Origin of the sequence: Alicyclobacillus sp. ALC3 (genome assembly GCF_028751195.1) — a bacterium.
Classification (GTDB): domain Bacteria; phylum Bacillota; class Bacilli; order Alicyclobacillales; family Alicyclobacillaceae; genus Alicyclobacillus_L.
The window spans coordinates 1,272,729-1,292,251 of record NZ_CP066784.1 but is presented as its reverse complement, the minus strand read 5'-3'; the positions used below and the strand labels follow the sequence as shown (position 1 = coordinate 1,292,251).

The window sequence follows — 19,523 nt, the reverse complement described above, 5'->3', positions numbered from 1 at the left end:
GCTAAGACAGGAACGTCACGAGGAGGACTGAGGATGGAGAAGGAACGCCACATATTGGCTGTGTATCCGCACCCGGACGACGAGACGTTCGGAAAGGCTGGCCTGATTGCGATGCAAACCCGCCTGGGTACACCGGTCACGCTGATTTGCAGCACGCTCGGGCAGATGGGGCGCAACATGGGTAAACCGTCGTTCGCGACACGCGAGTCGCTGCCGAAAATTCGCGAAAAGGAACTGCGCGACGCCTGCACTGTGCTCGGTATTCGCGACTTGCGACTGTTTGGTCTGCGCGATAAGACTGTGGAGTTTGAGGATCCGGAAGTGGTCGCGGACCGGATTGGCGAGGTGATTGCAGAGACCAATCCGTCTCTCGTTATCACCTACTATCCGAAGCTCGGCGTGCATCCCGACCATGATGCAATGTCGGAGGCGACCGTCCGCGCGATGCGCCGCATTCCCAAAGAACAGCGGCCTGTACTGTGGGGCTCGGCGGTCACCCGCGACGCCCGCGAAGTGCTCGGTGCGCCGCACATTGACCTTGACGTGAGCGAAGTGCTTGACACGAAGATTGAAGCGATGCGTGCACATCGGTCACAGTCAGAAGCGATGTTAAAGCGTATGGAAGAAGGGGCTGGAACAGACGCAGCTGTTCGGCGCGAAATAGAAGAGCGCCTTGGCCGAGAAGTGTACTGGATCTACAATTTCGGAGACTAGGTGGATTACGCCGCAGAGTGAACAGTCAATACCCGGGCCGCAGTGTGCTGACCCGGGGTGACTTGTTCAGGCGTTTTTTTCATCGTTGCGGTTCTCACTGCGCTGGTCTTCGCCGGGAATGCGTTCATCGTGTTCTTCGCGGGGGAGTGTCTTGTTCGCATCATTGTGTGTCGGTTTTCGTTCTCTTGGGATTTCATTCACCTCCCATGCTACCGATTCGGAAAGGAGTGGCTCGCCATGCATACATTTTTGGTACTTGGTGCTGTGTTCGCAGGGGTTGCGGTTGCACTTGGCGCGTTTGGAGCGCACGCGCTGCGCGACAAGGTGACAGCCGAGAAACTGGCAGTCTATCAGACTGGAGTACAGTACCAAATGTACCACGGATTGGCGTTGCTCGCAGTTGGTTTTCTGGCTGCGATCAAAGGCGTGACACCGCCTCTGACGTTCGCAGGGTGGTTGTTCACAGTTGGCATCGTGCTGTTCTCAGGCAGTCTGTACATACTGACGGGCAGCCGTAGCAAAGCGATTGGAATTGTCACGCCGTTTGGCGGGCTTGCCTTCATGGCCGGTTGGGTGTTATTCATCGTCGCGGCCTTACACGCCTAACCTGTGCCGTTACGGCCTCCTCTCGTGATGCCTAGAGGGTTTCCAGCCGTTGTCGCTTTCATACGGGGGACCAGTGTGCTATGCTTATTTCGCTATGATGAGCAGACTCGTGAACGAATACAAATCGGCACTTCTCGGCGCACACCGAAACGTGCGCTTCTTTTTTGTGGCCTCGTTTCTGACGCAGATCAGTTCGGGCTTTTTCAGCGTACTCTATAACTTGTATATCAAGAGTCAGGGCTTGCCTGACCCCGTTGCAGGGTACTACGTGTCTGCTGGCTCGATTGCAGGTGCGATTAGCCTTGTTCCTGCGGGCATGCTGAGCGACCGCATTGGACGTAAGCGCGCAATGTTTGTCGCAGGAGTGCTAAGTTCCTTGCTCTACATGGTTCAGGCTGTCATGCACAACCCGGTCTGGATTGTCGCAGGGGCTTTTGCCACGGGCTTGGTGACCTCTGTCATCTGGGTCTCTGCCTTACCTCTGTTGGCCGAAAACACACGCAAGGACGAGCGCTTCCATCTGTTCAGTGTCAACTTTGGCGTCGCCTTAGCAGCTCAGGTGCTGGGCAACCTGCTGGCGGGGGGCATGTCAGGGGTTCTCGGGCACACGGTATTCGCTGGCTCACCCACTGGCGAGTTGTGGTCCGTGCGGGTGACGCTGCTGACTGGCGCTGTCATTGGTCTGTCCGCGATGATCCCGTTTTCTCGCATTGAGGAGAACAGGATTGCGGACGCAGCTACTCAGGGTGAGGAGAAAAAGCGACAACCGATGGGCGCAGCGCTGAGAGCAGTGCGTAAACGCCGGGATCAACTTGGACTGATTGTGCGCTTTACAATTTCGTCTGCCATCATCGGCTTTGGAGCAGGGCTTGTGATCCCGTATCTCAACTTGTACTTTCTCGAACGGTTCCGCATGCCGAAGGCGGGTATTGGCGTTGTGATGGCGCTCGGACAGGCAGTGACTGCTTTGGCGATGTTCGTCGGACCTGCTGCCGCGCGGCGGTTTGGGCCCGTAAAATCAGCCTCTGGATTTCAACTGATTTCCATCCCGTTTCTGATTATGACGGCGTTCTTTCGGAACATGTGGTTTGCTTCAGGCGCCGTGATTCTGCGTCAAGCTTTAATGAACTGCAGCAACCCAATTCAAGACTCCGTCATGATGGCCTTGGTGGACGACGACTTGAAGGGTTTTGCTGTCAGTTCCGGCCAGACAATGTTCACCCTCGGCTGGGCTGTAATGGGTCCCGTCAGTACCACCGTCGTACACCACTACGGTGCCTACACGGGGTATGCGATTGTCTTTTCTGTCACAGCCGGCATGTACCTGGTCGGCGCGCTGTTTTATCGGGCATCGTTCCGCCGCTTTGAAGGCCAAGTGTACGGCGATGGGGTCGCTACATAACGGACGGTTGTATGATGCAGCGGTTGGCGGGAACTCTAACTACCGATTTGATGCCAATCAGGGGGTGGCTTGCCATGACGTCGAGACGCAAGTCTATTGGACGCGGCGATGAAGCGTCTGGTCCGGTGATGAGCAGTACAGCTTCTGCGAGCATGGCTCGAGGGGAATCTGTAGCGAAAATGGCGAACCATCGGTACGGCACACCTCAAGTTGGAAAGTATTCGCGCCGCCTCGGCGGAGAATACGGTTCGTCAGTCTCGAACCTGCAGTAGCATCCTTCACTGCGCAAGGAACAGATTGACAGGCATCAAGTCAACGGGCGGGAACCCTGGGGTCCCCGCCCGTTCTGCGCCAACTAGGCGAATCTCCGCTGCGAGCGCCCGTAGTCGAGCGTACAGTGTAGCATCTTGACTGAAAGGGAGGCGTTACAATGTACGGAGTCTTTGGTGGCTACACGCGTTGGGCAGTGGTGTTTCTGATTATCTTCGTGCTGTTCTTCCTGCTCGTGCCGGGGTACGGCATGGGCGTAGGTGCGGGGGCAGGCGCGGCCTACTAATCGCGAACGATTCCCTTCATATAGTTTCAGTCGACCCACTGCAATTGGTGGGTCGACGAGTATTGTACATACCCGTGTGATACGATGGGCGCGCAGTTCCGATTGTCCACCGCGCATATGTAGCAGGACGCATATGTAGCAGGACGCTGCCGTCACGCATCGTCCGTCACGGCAAGTCAGGAGGTCAACTCTTTGTTCGACGCATCACAAAAGGTTCGCACACAAGTCTACGCACACCGCGGATTCGCCGCTCGCGCACCGGAAAACACACTGCCTGCCTTTGCCTTCGCAATTGAGGCGGGGGCTGACGGGATCGAATTCGATGTACAAATGACCGCTGACGGGGAACTCATCGTGATCCATGATGATACGGTAGACCGCACGACAGACGGCTCGGGTCAAGTCGCACAGCAGACTTTGCGTGACTTGCGCCGCCTCGATGCGGGGAGTTGGTTTGCGCCCGAGTTCGCTGGCGTGAGTGTTCCTACTCTGGACGAAGTGCTGATGTTAGCCGCTGAGGCGCCCTATCCAGTGATGCTAAACCTCGAGTTAAAGTACGGCGATACCCCGTACCCTGCTCTTGAGTTTCGGGCGTGGGAGCGCGTGATCGCGTACGGACTTGGCGCCCGGACCATTGTGTCGTCGTTTTACCATGAACCGCTGCGAAGGTTGAAACGTGCGCAGCCAGAAGCTGAAATTGCACTGCTTTATCAAGACGGTCTGGTCGACCCGTGGCTGTACGCGCGCTACCTCGATGCTGGGGCATTACATCCGTACTATAAAAGCGTAACTGCTGAGCAGATAGCCCAAATTCAGCAACAGGGGGTGAAGGTGCGAGTGTATACGGTCAACGCCGAAGACGACCTACGCCGCTTCTGTCGATGGGGGGTTGACGCCGTGATCACGGAGCATCCAGACCTCGCTCGCGCACTCTGCGCACCTCGTCCGCGCCGACACTGAGTCATCGTCACTACCGCTCATTGTGGAGCTACGGTGGTAAGTGTCAAAATGACACCTACGCGAGCGGGGTCGTGGTGGTAAGTGTCAAAATGACACCTACGCGAGCGAGGGCGTGGTGGTAAGTGTCAAAATGACACCTACGCGAGCGGGGCGGCGTTGGTAAGTGTCAAAATGACACCTACACGAGCGGGGTCGTGGTGGTAAGTGTCAAAATGACACCTACGCGAGCGAGGGCGTGGTGGTAAGTGTCAAAATGACACCTACACGAGCGGGGTCGTGGTGGTAAGTGTCAAAATGACACCTACGCGAGCGGGGTCGTGGTGGTAAGTGTCAAAATGACACCTACACTAGCGGGGGCGTGGTGGTAGGTGTCAAAATGACACCTACGCGAGCGGGGTCGTGGTGGTAAGTGTCAAAATGACACCTACGTGAGCGAGGGCGTGGTGGTAAGTGTCAAAATGACACCTACGCGAGCGGAGCCGCGTTGGTAAGTGTCAAAATGACACCTACGTGAGCGAACCTGGGAATCGCTTCGGTCCCTCTGTATGGTCACAGCAAGGCTGCGACCCCTCCGCCGGTGTCTCCGCCGAAAGTAACAGGGCTGCCTCCGGTGTACTCCACCTTTGGGCAGCTCTGTTTGAGTTGTCTGGTCGCCTTCGCCTTTACGCCTTCGCGTACTGCTCCTGCACAAAGTTGCGAAGCACCGTCTGGAGAATACCACCGTTGCGGTAATACTCCACCTCAATCGCGCTGTCTAAGCGCAGGCGGGCGGCAAAGTTGAAGCGGCTGCCGTCCTCGCGCGTTGCGACGACTTCGAGGTCCTGGCCAGGCGCAAGCTCGCCTTCTAGACCACGGATCTGAATCTTCTCCGTGCCAGTCAAGCCGAGCGACTTCCAAGAGTCGCCGTCCTTGAACTGCAGTGGCAGGACGCCCATGCCGACGAGGTTGCTGCGGTGGATGCGTTCGAAGCTCTCTGCGATGACCGCGTGCACACCGAGCAGGTTCGTGCCCTTTGCAGCCCAGTCGCGCGAGCTGCCTGTGCCGTACTCCTTGCCAGCGATCACGACGAGCGGCGTACCGTCGTTCTGGTACTTCATCGACGCGTCGTAAATCGGTATCACTGCGTCCGTCGGCAGGTACTTCGTCACGCCGCCTTCAGTGCCAGGGGCCACTTGGTTGCGGATGCGGATGTTCGCGAAGGTGCCGCGCATCATGACTTCGTGGTTGCCGCGGCGCGATCCATACGAGTTGAAGTCGTACGGTTTGACACCGTGATCAGTCAGATACGTGCCTGCCGGCGAATCGACCTTGATGTTGCCTGCTGGCGAGATGTGGTCCGTTGTCACTGAATCGCCGAGGAGTGCCAGGATGCGCGCTTGCTCGATGTCTTCAGTCTCCGGCAGGTCGACAGTGAGGCTGACGAAGAACGGCGGCTCCTGGATGTAGGTGGACGCCAAATCCCACTCGTACAACTGTCCTTCCGGCGTTTCAATGGCGTTCCAGCGCTCGTTGCTGGAGAACACGTGCTCGTACTCTTTGCGGAACATCTCCGGATTGATGACCGAGCTGATTGTCTCTTGAATCTCGAGAGACGTCGGCCACAGGTCCTTCAGGTACACCGGCTGACCGTTCTTGTCAGTGCCAAGCGGCTCTGTGGTCAGGTCGATGTCGACCGTGCCAGCGAGCGCGTAGGCAATGACGAGCGGCGGCGATGCCAGGTAGTTTGCCTTCACCAGCGAGTGGATGCGACCTTCGAAGTTGCGGTTGCCGGACAACACTGCCGAAACGAGCAGGTCGCTGTCTGCGATGGGCTGTCCGACTTCGTCTGGCAGCGGACCACTGTTTCCGATGCAGGTCGTGCAGCCGTAGCCGACGAGGTCAAAACCGAGCGCCGCGAGCGGCTCAATCAATCCCGCGTTCTCGAGATAGTCGGTCACCACTTTCGATCCCGGCGCCATACTGGTCTTTACATACTTCGGCGTCACGAGGCCGCGCTCGACGGCCTTCTTCGCGAGCAGGCCTGCTCCGACCATGACGTTCGGGTTGGAGGTGTTGGTGCAACTGGTGATCGCGGCGATGGCGACCGCACCGGTCTTCATCGTGCTGGTGCTACCGTCCTCGTGATTGATGGTGACTTCTTTATCGACCTGGTCTTCAGACAAGCCAAATCCAGCCTGGTCAATCGGCTTTGTCAAAGCGGACTCGAAGTTCGACTTCATATCGGACAGTTCGATCCGGTCCTGCGGCCGCTTCGGGCCAGCCATCCGTGACTGGACAGTCGCGAGGTCGAGTTCAATCGTGTCGGTAAACACCGGATCCGGTGTGCTGTCGGTGCGGAACAAGCCCTGGGCTTGGGTGTACTCTTCGACAAGATCGATGAGGTCACTGTCACGACCCGTGCTCCGGAGGTAGTTCAAGGTCTCCGCGTCGACTGGGAAGAAGCCCATCGTGGCGCCGTACTCCGGCGCCATATTAGCGACGGTTGCGCGGTCTGCGAGGCCGATGTTGCTGAGGCCGGGTCCGTAGAACTCCACGAACTTGCCGACGACGCCCTTTTTACGCAGCATATTGACGACGGTTAACGCTAGGTCTGTAGCCGTCGCGCCTTCCGGCAACTTACCGGTCAGCTTGAATCCGATGACTTCCGGGAGCAACTGGTAGAGGGGCTGTCCGAGCATGCAAGCTTCAGCTTCGATGCCGCCGACGCCCCAGCCAAGCACACCGATGCCGTTGATCATTGTGGTGTGCGAGTCCGTACCGACGAGGCTGTCTGGGAAGACAACGACTTCGTCGCCGTCCTGTCTTTGCTGCACAACTTTCGCCAAATACTCCAGGTTCACTTGGTGAACGATGCCGGTACCGGGTGGGACGACGCGGAAGTTGTCAAACGACTTCTGCGCCCAGCGCAGGAATTTGTAGCGCTCTTCGTTGCGCTCGAACTCGCGCTGGATGTTGAACTCGTACGCTTCTTTGGTGCCAAACGCGTCAACTTGGACAGAGTGGTCAATGACGAGGTCGACTGGGATGAGTGGGTTAATCCGCTTCGGGTCACCGCCCAGACGGTGCATGGCGGAGCGAAGTGCTGCGAGATCGACGACGGCTGGAACACCCGTGAAGTCCTGGAGCAGGATGCGTGCTGGTTTGAACGGTACATCGTCCTTCTGTGGTGCTGCTGCGTTCCAGTTCGCGAGCGCACGCACATGGTCTTCGCCAATCGCCTTGTTGTCGATCTGGCGAAGCACAGCCTCGAGCAGAATCTTAATGGAGAAAGGAAGCTTGGAGACTGGGCCAACACCTTTTTCCTCCAGCGCAGACAGGCGGTAGTAGGTGTACGACTGGCCCGCGGCGGAAAGTCTGGCACGTGCTCCGAATGGATCGTGATAAACCATGTGAATCCCTCCACGTAATTCAGTTTGGTGTTAGAGGATTGAATCGTGTGAAATGGAATAACGGGAAGTAGGGCGTCTTGTTTCTCTCTCACTTATTTTCGCAGAGCTGCAAGGCATTTGTCGAATGGACATCACAAACGTCGATGACCAAATGACGAAACGAGATAGCGGCATGGGATACCGCAAAAACAGTCCTTTGTCACTCTACTACCAAGGCTCTGTGCTTTGCAAGAAAAAGGGTGGCGGTGTGCTCTCGCGACAGGCTCTCTCCGCTATTCCTACCGTACGTGCGCTGCAGTGAGGTGCTGTGGAATGGCAGAGGGCGGCACGTAGTGGGGGGTGGCACACAACCACCTGTGGTTTGGGGGTTGCCCGCATTGCGCGGGATACTCGTGTATCACTGTATGAAGCGCCGTAAGGGCGAAGGCGTAAAGGCGAAGGCGCAAAGGCGAAGGCGTAAAGGCGACCAGACAACTCAAACAGGGCTGCCCAAAGGTGGAGTACACCGGAGGCAGCCCTGTTACTTTCGGCGGAGTCGCGCGTGTTTCACCCAGCGGAGGGGTCGCAGCCTTGCTGCAACCATACAGAGAGATGGAAGCCGATTCCTAGGTTCGCTCGCGTAAGTGTCATTTTGACACTTACCACTGTGGCTCTGCTCGCGTAGGTGTCATTTTGACACCTACCACCACGGTCACACTCGCGTAGGTGTCATTTTGACACTTACCACCGCGGCCCCGTTCGTGTAGGTGTCATTTTGACACTTACCACCGCGATCCCGCTCGCGTAGGTGTCATTTTGACACTTACCACCGCGGCCCTGCTCGCGTAGGTGTCATTTTGACACCTACCACCGTGGCTCCACTCGCGTAGGTGTCATTTTGACACCTACCACCGTGGCTCCACTCGCGTAGGTGTCATTTTGACACTTACCACCGCGGCCCTGCTCGCGTAGGTGTCATTTTGACACCTACCACCGTGGATCCACTCGCGTAGGTGTCATTTTAACACTTACCACCGTGGCTCCACTCGCGTAGGTGTCATTTTGTTACTTACCACCGCGGCCCTGCTCGCTTAGGTGTCATTTTGACACCTACGACCGTGGCTCCACTCGCGTAGGTGTCATTTTGACACCTACCACCGTGGCTCCACTCGCGTAGGTGTCATTTTGACACTTACCACCGCGATCACGCTCGCGTAAGTGTCATTTTGACACTTACCACCGTGGCTCCACTCGCGTAAGTGTCATTTTGACACTTACCACCGTGGCTCTACTCGCGTAAGTGTCATTTTGACACTTACCACCGCGATCCCGCTCACGTAGGTGTCATTTTGACACCTACCACCCGCCCTCACCCGCCGCCCCGCTCACGTAGGTGTCATTTTGCCACCGGCCCCGGCCACCCGCCTTGGCCCGTGGCCACGCTGGCGCAGGTGCCATTAGGTGCCATTAGGTGCCATTAGGTGCCACGCGCCGTGCCTACTTCCGCGGTGGCAGCGGACCAAGGTACTGGTACAAGTTCGTCTGAATCCGGCCGTTGTAGAGTTTGCGTTTCTTGTCAGAGCGTTTGCCGTAGAACCGTTCGAAGTCAGTCGCTGAGCTAATCACGAACACTGACCACGTTCTTTGTGCCCGCAACGACTCACCCATCGACCGGTATAAGGCATCAACCTGCTTCTTCTCGCCGATGCGTTCACCGTATGGCGGATTTGTGACAATGCAGCCGTATGGGCGTGGTGGAGCAAACTCTGCCACATCGCGTTGTTCCACACGCACACAGTCCGCCACTCCAGCCTTCTTGACGTGAAACCGGGCGAGGCTCAACACCTCAGGGTCGATGTCGCTCGCTGTAATATCGAGTTCAACGTCCGTGCGGATTGCGGCTTCGGCTTCTGAGCGAGCGTCGTCCCACATCTTGGTGGGGCAGATGTCCCAGTACTCGGCATCAAAGTCGCGCTTCAGACCGGGGGCTTGGTTGCGCCCAAGCAGAGCGGCCTCAATCGCAATCGTGCCAGAGCCACAGAGCGGATCTGCAAAGGGACGGTGCGGTTGCCAGCGACTCAACTGCACAAGCGCGGCGGCAAGTGTCTCTCGAATCGGTGCAGCGGCCGTCAACATTCGGTATCCGCGCTTGTGCAGGCCGGCGCCGCTTGTGTCAAGAGTGAGGGTGACTTCGTCCTTCAAGAGCGAGACTTCAATGGAGTAACGTGCTCCGGTCTCTTCGAACACCTCGCGTTTGTACCGTTTCCCGAGGGAGTCGACAATCGCTTTCTTGACAATACGCTGGCAAGCCGGAACGCTTGACAGTGTCGACTTTAGAGACTTACCACTGACCGGGAATGACGCGTCTTCGGGCAACAGGTCCGGCCAGTCTAACGCTTTTGTTCCTTCAAACAATTCATCGAACGTCTCGGCTTGAAAGCGTCCGACCACGATCACAACCCGGTCAGCCGAACGCAGCCACAGGTTGGCTCGGGCAATCGCCTCCGGACCACCCGAAAACTCGACAAAGCCGTTCTCAGTTCGCGTTGGCGGATAGCCAATCTGCTCGAGTTCCCGTTTCACAACGGCTTCAAGGCCGAATGCGGTCGTGGCTTGTAAAGTGAAGGTCGGGGAGGTGGGTGGCTGGTCTACGGTCACGCGCAGTGCTCCTCTCAAATCATGGGTTTGCGCAAATCTCCGGTAAAGGTCTGTTGGTGCGGTGCGCCAGCAGGGCCGCCCGAACCTCTGGTTTTGCTGAGAATTTAGGACAACCTTTAAACGTCTGCTAGGGATTATACCCCTGTACGCTGCCTCATTCTAGGACGCCAACCCTGCAAATCGCTGCTTCGGTAGTTCGTCGAGTTGGACTGGCGCTGTCTGTTTGTTATCCTCAAAGATAGCGAAAGGGGGGACTAGGCGTGATCCGCAAATTGACAGTCATTCTGGTTGTCCTCGTAACCGTCTTCATCGGCTTTGGGCTGATCATCCCAGTTCTGCCGCTCATGGTCTCACACGTTGGCGCTAGGCCGTACAACCTAGGACTCATGCTCGCAGTGTACTCGGCTGTGGCGTTTGTTCTCTCACCATTGTGGGGGCGTATCTCGGACCGCATCGGTCGAAAGCCGGTCCTCGTCATCGGTCTCGTCGGGTATGCTGTGAGTTTCCTGGTCTTTGGCCTCGCCGCGCACATTTTGTGGCTCATGTATATCGCCCGCATCATTGGGGGTGGTTTTTCTGGCGCAGTCACTGCGACTGCGATGGCATACGTCGCAGATGTGACGACGCCAGAGGAGCGCACCAAGGGTATGGCCTTCGCGGGAGTATCAATCGGACTTGGCTTTATTCTGGGACCCGCGGTTGGCGGTATCCTCAGTGTGTATGGTGCTGCTGTGCCTTTCTTCGCCGCCGCGGGGCTTGCGCTTGCGAATGCCATTTGGGCGGCGACATCTCTGCGCGAGTCGCTGATGCCACAGGGGCGTGGCGCCGTCGTGAAGCGCCCCTCGCGTTGGACAGCGTTCGCAGGGCCCTTGCGCTACCTCTATCTGGTTGATTTTGTTGCGCAGTTTTCGATCGCGGCGCTGGAAGGTTGTTTTCAGTACTTCGAGATGGCGCGGATCAACGCGACGGCGCAGGAGATCGGCTGGATGTTCGCGATCTCGGGGGTTGTCGGCGCCTTAGTCCAAGGCGGCATTGTTCAGCGCTATGTGACGCATGGCCGAGAAGTCCCGGCCATGTACATCGGGTTGTTCGTCTCCGGCGTTGGCCTGTGGCTGATTACGCTTTCGAGCAATTTTGCAACAGCGACTCTGTTTATGACCATTTTTGGCGCTAGTAACACAGTGATCAAGCCAACGCTAACTTCGGTCATCACAAAACGGACAACTCTGGGTCAAGGACTAACCAATGGGCTGTTGTCGTCGATGGATAGCCTGGCCAGAGTCGTCGGCCCGCTCACGGCTACCCTGCTTTTTGAGGTCCATATGAGTCTTCCCTTTTTCGTAGCTGCGGCTGTAGCTCTGTTGGCGATGGTACTGGTCTACGCGTATGCCCGTTCGCAACAAGAACCGGAGAGAATTCTGACAGATACGGTTTGAAAATATGGTCCTTGCTATGGGTTTAACTCCGCCAGGGTGTGGGGCAGAGTGGTAAGGTGACGTGAAGATACTTGGGAATGCAAGTGTGCTCCGCATTCCGAGGCACGTAAGTGCAGTGTCAAGTCATCATGACCCGCCAAGGAGTGTATAGTGTGCACAACATCGCGTCGTGGTTACCGACCGCGATCACGCACATGTCACAACGAGTGGACCGTTTGTTTTATATCGTGTTGGGGATCTGCGCATTGTTATTCGTCGTCGTTGAAGTTCTGCTCGTGTTGTTTATTGTGCGCTACCGTCGGACGGACAAAAATCGGACGGGCAAGGCGGTCCATGGCAACAATTTGCTGGAACTCATGTGGACCGTCGCCCCTACGGTCATTTTGGTTGTCATCGGCGTGATTAGCTTGCGAAGTGTGTACGCTGAACAAAATCCCCCGGTTACCGCCTCAGCCAACACCATTCATGTCACGGGTCACATGTGGCAGTGGGAATTTAAGTACAGCAACGGTGTCGATGTTTCGAGTTGGGATGACACGTTTGAAGTGCCGGCTGGTCAGCCTGTTGTGTTTGACATTACGTCGGCAGACGTCATCCACGGTTTCTATATCCCCTCTGTTCGGATTCAGCAGGATGCGCTGCCTGGGCGCCAGACGCGGTTTTGGGTGAACCTCGACCCTACGTATATCGGCAAGTCTTTTCCAGTTCCGTGTGATCAGTTCTGCGGGTTATTCCACTCGAAGATGCGCGCGACCATGAAAGTAGTGTCTCCAGCTGAGTATCGGCAGTGGTTGGCACAGCAGCTCTGCAGGCAACAGTCGAGCAGCTGAGGAGAAAGTCGCTCGCGCGTAGATGATGACTTTTGAGTAGGGTGGGAGGTTGGATGGAAGCCGCACTTCGAGCACCACGAGACAAGTCGTTCCTGCGAGATTGGATGTTGACGGTCGACCACAAGAAAATCGGCATTATGTACGGTGTGACGTCACTGTTTTTCTATCTGGTCGGTGGTTTATTTGCGCTTGGGGTCCGCACTCAGCTGTCGTCGCCATTTGGCACGTTCGTATCATCTCAGACCTATAACGAGTTCTACACTATGCACGCCACAATCATGGTCTTCCTTGTGATTATTCCGATGTTAACCGGTGCCTTTGGCAACTACCTAGTTCCGCTTCAAGTGGGCGCCCGTGAAATGGCGTTCCCGCGCATGAACGCGCTCAGTTACTGGCTGTATCTGCTTGGTGGCTTCGTGTTCATGACTGGTATGTTCTTTGGCATGCCAGATGCGGGCTGGACCGCTTATCCACCCTACAGCATCCTATCCCACGGTCCTGGCATTGACTTCTGGGTGATGACGGTCCACTTGGTCAGTCTTGCGTCAATTCTCGGAGCCATGAACATCATAGTCACTGTGGTTAAGATGCGGGCCCCTGGCATGACCCTCAATCGGATGCCGCTTTTCACTTGGAGTATGCTCGTCACCGCGATCATACAGCTGTTTGCGACACCGGCATTGACTGGGGCCCTCACGACGCTCCTGCTCGACCGGCACTTTGGCACCGCCTTCTACAACGCGGCCCAAGGCGGCGACGCGATGCTCTATCAGCACCTGTTCTGGTTCTATTCACACCCCGCTGTCTACATCATGATTTTGCCTGGCTTTGGCATTATCTCTGAAGTGTTGCCGGTATTCGCTCGCAAGCCGATTTTTGGTTACCACGCGATTGCATATTCCAGTGTCGCAATCGGGTTCCTCGGTTTCTTCGTGTGGGCGCACCATATGTTTGTTGCTGGTATGCAGATGTCTGCCGGCATTCCGTTCATGATCACGTCGCTCCTCATCGCGGTGCCGACTTCTGTGAAGGTCTTTGACTGGCTCGCGACGATTTGGGGCGGGTCAGTCGAGTACGCAGTGCCAATGCTGTTCGCGTCGCTCGGTTTTATTGGCTCGTTTATCATCGGCGGTTTCAGCGGCGTCATCGTTGCCTCCGTACCGCTTGACCTGTCTCTGCACGATACCTATTTCATTGTTGCGCACATTCACTACGTGTTGTTTGGCGGCAGCGTCATGACCATCATGGCGGGCCTGTTCTTCTGGTTTCCGAAGGTAACAGGAAGGATATACAACAAAAAGTGGGGCTATGCAGGCTTTTGGGTCTACTTCGTCGGCACACAGGTCACATTCTTCCCGATGCACCTGCTTGGCCTTGCCGGTATGCCGCGGCGTTATTCGACATATGCGCCGGAGTTTCACTTCTGGAACCAAGTCTCGACGATAGGTGCCTACATCCTTGGTGTGGGGACGCTGCTCATCCTCGGAAACCTGCTGTTCTCGGCCAAATACGGCCGCACCGTGGGGTCAAACCCGTGGCAGGCACAGACGCTGGAGTGGACAGTGCCATCTCCACCGCCGGAATACAACTTCGATGACACCCCGGTCGTGACGGGCACTCCGTATCAGCCGTACCCGTACTTAGGACCGGGCGACGACGAGCCACATACGGCGCCAGAACAAACCCGTGATGGCCAAGGCAATCTGGTCCTCGCCATCTGGTTGGGGGTCGGCGCGTTGACCTTCGCAGCCGCATCCCTCGTCGGTTCAAACGTCTACTTGCGCAACTGGAGACCATCCAAATTTACGCTGCCTGATTTGGCACGACTACAAGACTTACCCTACTGGTTGACCTTGCTGTTGATGGTTTCCGGTATCTTGTGCCTTGTCGCTGGTGCGCTGTTTGCAAAGAACCGTTGGCCAGCGTTTAACGGAGTGCTCGCGGTGACCGTGCTGTCCTACGTAGCTGTCGCCGGTATTGACCTGCGGTTGTTCTTGTGGTTTACCTTCACGTCGGTTCAGATGCGCACAGCCTATGCGCCCGCAGCCTTGATGGAACTCGCGGTGTCTGTCACATCGGTTGTCTTCTTGACCGTCTCCGGCTGGTACGCTTCGTACGGGAACAAAGCTCGACTGAATTACTTTTTCCCGGCAGCGATGAACTGGTGGCTGTACAATGCACTATTTGGAATTGTTGTTCTGTTGATTGAGCATGTCATCACGGTCCGCAACTTCGCAACGTGGTGCGGACAACACCTGACCTGACCTGAATGGAGGTGGCAGAATGGCACTGATTGGATTCGCGTTTGGTGTGTTTGTGTTCGTGGCCATCAACCTGCTGGTCTTGAAATACACTACATACCTATCGAAGTTGAAAAAGTGAGAAGGTAACACGGAGAATGGGAAAAGGGCCGTTTCCCCCGGCCTCGAACGGGTGCTTGGGGGAAACAACCCTTGTTTACTCGCAGTTGGGAGCAACCGGCAATTCGCGGTTGACACCCGCGGGCGTTAGGCGCTGAGGACTGAGGTGATGCGGCGGATTGCCTCATCGAGTTCCTCTTGGCTGATGACAAGCGGAGGTGCAAAGCGGATTACGTTCTCGTGCGTCTCTTTGCACAGCAGCCCAAGTTCCATCAGCCGTTCGCAGTACGGCCGCGCTGGTTCATCAAGCTCCACGCCGATAAACAAACCCCGTCCGCGAACTTCGACGATATGCGGGTTGTCAATCTTGCGCAGGGCGGAAAGCAGGTAGTCGCCGAGCACTCGCGAGCGTTCCGGTAGCTGTTCTTCTTCGAGCACATCGAGTGCTGCAATCGCCACAGCGCAGGCAAGCGGGTTGCCGCCGAAAGTCGAACCGTGCGAACCCGGCTCAAACAGTCCGAGAATGTCGTGGTTCGCTGCGACTGCAGAGACCGGCAGCACACCGCCGCCAAGGGCTTTGCCCATGACGTACACATCCGGCGTCACGCCTTCCCATTCGCAGGCAAACCACTTGCCCGTTCGACCGAAGCCAGTCTGAATTTCATCGGCCATCAGCAACACGTTGTTTGCGCGGCAGACCTCTGCAACTCGCTTAAGGAAGCCATCCGGAGGGATGTGAATGCCGGCTTCTCCCTGAATCGGCTCGACCAGAAATGCGGCTGTGTTCAGGGTGATGGCGGCTTCCAGCGCATCTGCGTCCCCGTACGGGATGATGCGAAATCCGGGCGTTAGCGGACCAAACCCGCGCTGATACTCGGTGCTAGAGGAGAGTGAGACGGCAGTAATGGTGCGACCGTGGAAGTTATCTTCGCAGACAATCACCTCAGCCTGGTTCTCCGCTACGCCTTTCACCTCGTATGCCCAACGCCTGGCGGCTTTCAGCGCAGTCTCCACGGCTTCGGCCCCGGTGTTCATCGGCAGAATCATATCCTTGCCGGTGACCTCGGACAGGCGCTCAAAAAACGGGCCAAGCTGGTCATTGTGGAACGCTCGTGACGTGAGTGTGACGCGGTCAGCCTGTTGCTTCAGCGCCGCGATGATTTTTGGGTGTCGGTGCCCCTGATTTAGCGCCGAGTACGCACTCAACATATCCATATAACGATTGCCTTCCGGGTCCTCGACCCAGATGCCCTCCGCATGTGCCACGACAATCGGAAGCGGGTGGTAATTGTGAGCTCCAAGCGTTTCAGCTTGCTCCATCAATTCTTGTGACTTTGTGCTAGTCTGTGCCATCGAATATCCTCCTTGGGTTCGGGTCGCCGAGCACCGAACCTTGTACACTCCACCCCCTATTATCCTTGCTCTTTCGCAGGGGTTCAACACCCTCTACACGTCGTTGCCACAATCGTATGTATCCGTGGACTCATTGGTTCGGTGCGCCTGCATGACAAGGGACGGGGTAGATGCCCCGTCCCTTGTCATAATCAACCGTTGTGGTGGCCTTTCGTGCGCGTCCACTTGCGGTTCTTGTTCCCTAGGCTTGGAAAGGTATCGCCTCTGCGCAGCCGCACTCTCCTTGGCTTCAGCAAGTTGCCACCGTCCGGGCGCTCGCTCACCTCGACGTAGACGCCATCGTTCGGGGCTTCCCAGCCGGATTCAAACTGATTGTGCTGTCCCACGCTGTCACCTCCGCTTGAACCTGTTCGTTCAACGCTAGTATGTGACGGCGCTTTGGACGGCATGCCTTGGTCATGCGACTGTGAGACCGGTGACGTTAGGCAATTGTGATGTCGTTGTTCAGGTACACGTCCTGAATCGCTTGGAGCAGCTTCGCGCCCTCATCCATGGGACGCTGGAAGGCTTTACGTCCGGAAATGAGGCCCATGCCGCCAGCGCGTTTGTTGATCACGGCCGTCTTGACTGCCTCTGCAAAGTCGTTCTTGCCGGATGGCCCGCCGGAGTTAATCAGGCCAATTTTGCCCATATAGCCATTGGCCACCTGATAACGAGCGAGGTCGATCGGGTGCTCGCTCGTCAACTGGGTGTAGATGCGCTCATCCGTCTTGCCGTAGCTCGACCCCTCCATGTTGAGGGCCTTAAATCCACCGTTCGTGTCCGGCAGCTTCTGTTTGATGATATCGGCGCCAATCGTCACACCGAGGTGGTTCGCTTGTCCAGTCAGGTCAGCTGCTGTGTGGTAGTCAACTCCGCCTTGTTTGAACTCAGGGTTACGCAGGTAACACCAGAGCACAGTGTACATGCCAAGCTCGTGTGCAAGCTCAAACGCTTCGCTGACTTCCTGCAACTGCCGGGTGGACTCTTCGGATCCGAAGTAAATCGTAGCTCCAATACCAGAAGCGCCCATATCCCAAGCCTGGCGAACGCTCGCAAACATGACTTGGTCGAACTTGTTCGGATACGTGAGGAGCTCATTGTGGTTAATTTTTACAATATACGGGATCTTGTGTGCGTATTTGCGCGACGTGATGGCCAGGACGCCGAGCGTCGAGGCAACCGCATTACACCCGCCTTCGATTGCCAGTTTGACAATGTTCTCTGGGTCGAAGTACGCCGGGTTGGGCGCAAAGGAAGCGCCAGCCGAGTGCTCGATGCCTTGGTCTACCGGCAGAATCGAGACGTAACCGGTGTTTGCCAGGCGCCCAGTCGACAACAACTGCTGAAAGCTGCGCAACACCTGGTTGCTTCTGTCTGAACCCGCCAGCACATTGCCGACGGTCTCTGGCGATGGTACGGTCAGTGCGGATTTCGGAATGGTCGTGCATTCGTGTTTGAGCAAGTTGTCTGCATCGTCGCCTAAATACGAAACGATTTGATCCAGTTCCATCCTCGCGTCACTCCTTGTCGTTCCTATGTCCGAGCGTGTTCGGCGCACGGGCCGAGTTACAGCCGGAAAATCCCCATCCACTGTACCAGATTCGTCGGACGGCGGAAACTCCTGCCGTAGCGAAGGCGGAGATTCGTGTATAATATTTTCCGTAGCCCTGTCGCATGGCGGTTCCTAGAACCATGCTTCGAAAGGAGATGCGCGCATGTTTCTGCGTCACATGACCCGGCCGGTTCGAGTCGGAGACGTAACCATCGGCGGCAGTAATCAAGTGCTGATTCAAAGTATGACCACGACCAAAACTGCTGATGTGGCCGCTACCGTCGCCGAGATCCACCGGCTGGAAGAGGCAGGTTGCGAGATTGTCCGCGTCACCGTCAACTCGAACGAAGCGGCCGACGCCATCAAAGCCATCAAGAAGGCTATTCATATCCCACTCGTTGCGGATATTCACTTTGATTACCGACTCGCGCTCAAAGCGATTGAGAACGGGGTCGACAAGGTGCGCATCAACCCTGGCAACATCGGCAAGCGCGAACGCGTCGAAGCTGTGGTGAAGGCATGTAAAGAGCGTGCCATCCCGATTCGAATCGGAGTCAACTCTGGCTCTCTGGAACGCCACATCCTCGAAAAGTACGGCTATCCGACGGCCCAGGGGATGCTAGAGAGCGCGCTGCATCACATCCGAATTCTTGAGGATCTCGATTTCCAAGACATCATCGTCTCGATGAAGGCGTCGGATGTGCCGCTCGCGATTGATGCCTATCGACTCGCTGCGGAGTCGTTTAACTACCCGCTCCACCTTGGCATCACCGAGTCTGGCACACTTTACTCCGGCACCATCAAGAGCTCGGCTGGCCTTGGCACGCTGTTGTCGATGGGCATCGGCAACACGATGCGCGTGTCCTTGAGCGCCGACCCGGTCGAAGAGATTCGCGTTGCCCGCGAACTGCTGAAGACGTTCCACGTCATCTCCAACGCGGTCACGCTGGTGTCGTGCCCGACCTGCGGCCGGATTGATATTGACCTCATCAACGTCGCAAACGAGATCGAGAAGTACGTCGAGAACATCAAGGCGCCCATTAAGGTGTCCGTTCTCGGCTGCGCCGTGAACGGCCCTGGTGAAGCCCGCGAGGCAGACATCGGGATCGCAGGCGGCAAAGGCGAAGGTCTCTTGTTCCGCAAAGGCGAAGTCGTCCGCAAGGTGCCGGAAGACCGCCTCGTCGAGGAACTAAAGATGGAGATCGATACCCTCGCGCGCCGCTACGCCGAGACGGGCTCGATCGACGAAGTCCCAGCGCGCTAAAGCGACTGGGCGGTGAGGGGCGGTAGTAGCGCGGTAGCTGGGCGGTGGTAGCGGCAAACTGGCGTTAACCGGCTTAGACTACGCTGGCGATAGCGCCAAATTGGCGTGACACGGGCAAGAAGAGGTCGAAAATGTCGCTAATCGACCAATTTCAGGCGCACTAGGCTGTGCGGAGTGTCGAAAATGTCGCTAATGCCCCCCAACCCGGGGCGATAGCGACATTTTTGCACTTCAGGCAGGCGTGAGTGCAGGCGTGAGTGTGGCGAGGACCATGGAAATGCTGCCGCCGCCGCGTTGGCCAACGTCAGGATAACGCTACTTGGCTCTGGCGGCACTTCGACAGTGACTGCAAGTCCCAGTTTGGCCATCAAGCCACTCCGTTCCATGCACAGTCATGCACAGTCCCGCATATTCCGCGCAAA

Annotated in this window: 16 protein-coding genes; 11 read left to right on the top strand and 5 right to left on the bottom strand. The window is 56.9% G+C overall.

Annotated elements, in window-relative coordinates:
• Window positions 1–33 precede the first annotated feature (33 nt).
• From bshB2 to JC200_RS06200, 6 genes are all read left to right on the top strand, one after another.
• Complete coding sequence (gene bshB2 / locus JC200_RS06225; protein ID WP_274435338.1) at window positions 34–714, top strand: bacillithiol biosynthesis deacetylase BshB2; 681 nt, start codon at window positions 34–36, stop codon at window positions 712–714.
• A gap of 237 nt (window positions 715–951) precedes the next feature.
• Window positions 952–1,320, top strand: coding sequence for a DUF423 domain-containing protein (locus tag JC200_RS06220; protein ID WP_274435337.1), 369 nt, complete (start codon window positions 952–954; stop codon window positions 1,318–1,320).
• 109 nt (window positions 1,321–1,429) lie between these two features.
• Window positions 1,430–2,722: an MFS transporter gene (locus tag JC200_RS06215; protein ID WP_274435336.1), complete on the top strand. Its 1,293-nt coding sequence runs from the start codon at window positions 1,430–1,432 to the stop codon at window positions 2,720–2,722.
• 74 nt (window positions 2,723–2,796) lie between these two features.
• The gene (locus JC200_RS06210) at window positions 2,797–2,994 is read left to right on the top strand and encodes a hypothetical protein (protein WP_274435335.1); all 198 of its coding nucleotides are present in this window, start codon (window positions 2,797–2,799) and stop codon (window positions 2,992–2,994) included.
• A 158-nt stretch (window positions 2,995–3,152) separates the two neighbouring features.
• The gene (locus tag JC200_RS06205) at window positions 3,153–3,278 is read left to right on the top strand and encodes a hypothetical protein (protein ID WP_274435333.1); all 126 of its coding nucleotides are present in this window, start codon (window positions 3,153–3,155) and stop codon (window positions 3,276–3,278) included.
• Window positions 3,279–3,470: 192 nt separating this feature from the next.
• Complete coding sequence (locus tag JC200_RS06200) at window positions 3,471–4,238, top strand: glycerophosphodiester phosphodiesterase (RefSeq protein WP_274435332.1); 768 nt, start codon at window positions 3,471–3,473, stop codon at window positions 4,236–4,238.
• A gap of 662 nt (window positions 4,239–4,900) precedes the next feature.
• On the opposite strand, the gene acnA is transcribed toward JC200_RS06200, so the two are convergent.
• The gene (acnA, locus tag JC200_RS06195; RefSeq protein WP_274435331.1) at window positions 4,901–7,627 is read right to left on the bottom strand and encodes an aconitate hydratase AcnA; all 2,727 of its coding nucleotides are present in this window, start codon (window positions 7,625–7,627) and stop codon (window positions 4,901–4,903) included.
• Window positions 7,628–7,751: 124 nt separating this feature from the next.
• On the opposite strand from acnA, the gene JC200_RS06190 reads away from it, so the two are divergent.
• Window positions 7,752–7,928, top strand: coding sequence for a hypothetical protein (locus JC200_RS06190; protein ID WP_274435330.1), 177 nt, complete (start codon window positions 7,752–7,754; stop codon window positions 7,926–7,928).
• A gap of 1,175 nt (window positions 7,929–9,103) precedes the next feature.
• On the opposite strand, the gene JC200_RS06185 is transcribed toward JC200_RS06190, so the two are convergent.
• A complete protein-coding gene (locus JC200_RS06185) occupies window positions 9,104–10,264 on the bottom strand; it encodes a THUMP domain-containing class I SAM-dependent RNA methyltransferase (protein ID WP_274435329.1) in 1,161 nt (386 codons plus the stop codon).
• 260 nt (window positions 10,265–10,524) lie between these two features.
• Between JC200_RS06185 and JC200_RS06180 the strand changes: the two genes are divergently transcribed.
• The 3 genes from JC200_RS06180 to ctaD all read left to right on the top strand — a co-directional run bounded on the left by JC200_RS06180 (window position 10,525) and on the right by ctaD (window position 14,794).
• The gene (locus tag JC200_RS06180) at window positions 10,525–11,700 is read left to right on the top strand and encodes an MFS transporter (RefSeq protein WP_274435328.1); all 1,176 of its coding nucleotides are present in this window, start codon (window positions 10,525–10,527) and stop codon (window positions 11,698–11,700) included.
• Window positions 11,701–11,852: 152 nt separating this feature from the next.
• Window positions 11,853–12,530, top strand: coding sequence for a cytochrome c oxidase subunit II (gene coxB / locus JC200_RS06175; protein WP_274435327.1), 678 nt, complete (start codon window positions 11,853–11,855; stop codon window positions 12,528–12,530).
• Between the two features lie 53 nt (window positions 12,531–12,583).
• Window positions 12,584–14,794 carry a cytochrome c oxidase subunit I gene (ctaD, locus tag JC200_RS06170; RefSeq protein ID WP_274435326.1) on the top strand — a complete coding sequence of 737 codons (2,211 nt, stop codon included), beginning with the start codon at window positions 12,584–12,586 and terminating at the stop codon, window positions 14,792–14,794.
• A 243-nt stretch (window positions 14,795–15,037) separates the two neighbouring features.
• On the opposite strand, the gene JC200_RS06165 is transcribed toward ctaD, so the two are convergent.
• From JC200_RS06165 to JC200_RS06155, 3 genes are all read right to left on the bottom strand, one after another.
• Window positions 15,038–16,243, bottom strand: a complete 1,206-nt coding sequence (locus JC200_RS06165; protein ID WP_274435325.1) for an ornithine--oxo-acid transaminase — start codon at window positions 16,241–16,243, stop codon at window positions 15,038–15,040.
• A 191-nt stretch (window positions 16,244–16,434) separates the two neighbouring features.
• A complete protein-coding gene (locus JC200_RS06160; protein ID WP_274435324.1) occupies window positions 16,435–16,629 on the bottom strand; it encodes a YjzC family protein in 195 nt (64 codons plus the stop codon).
• Between the two features lie 95 nt (window positions 16,630–16,724).
• A complete protein-coding gene (locus JC200_RS06155) occupies window positions 16,725–17,795 on the bottom strand; it encodes a class I fructose-bisphosphate aldolase (protein WP_274435323.1) in 1,071 nt (356 codons plus the stop codon).
• A 205-nt stretch (window positions 17,796–18,000) separates the two neighbouring features.
• Between JC200_RS06155 and ispG the strand changes: the two genes are divergently transcribed.
• Window positions 18,001–19,101, top strand: a complete 1,101-nt coding sequence (gene ispG, locus JC200_RS06150) for a flavodoxin-dependent (E)-4-hydroxy-3-methylbut-2-enyl-diphosphate synthase (protein WP_274435322.1) — start codon at window positions 18,001–18,003, stop codon at window positions 19,099–19,101.
• Window positions 19,102–19,523: the final 422 nt, after the last annotated feature.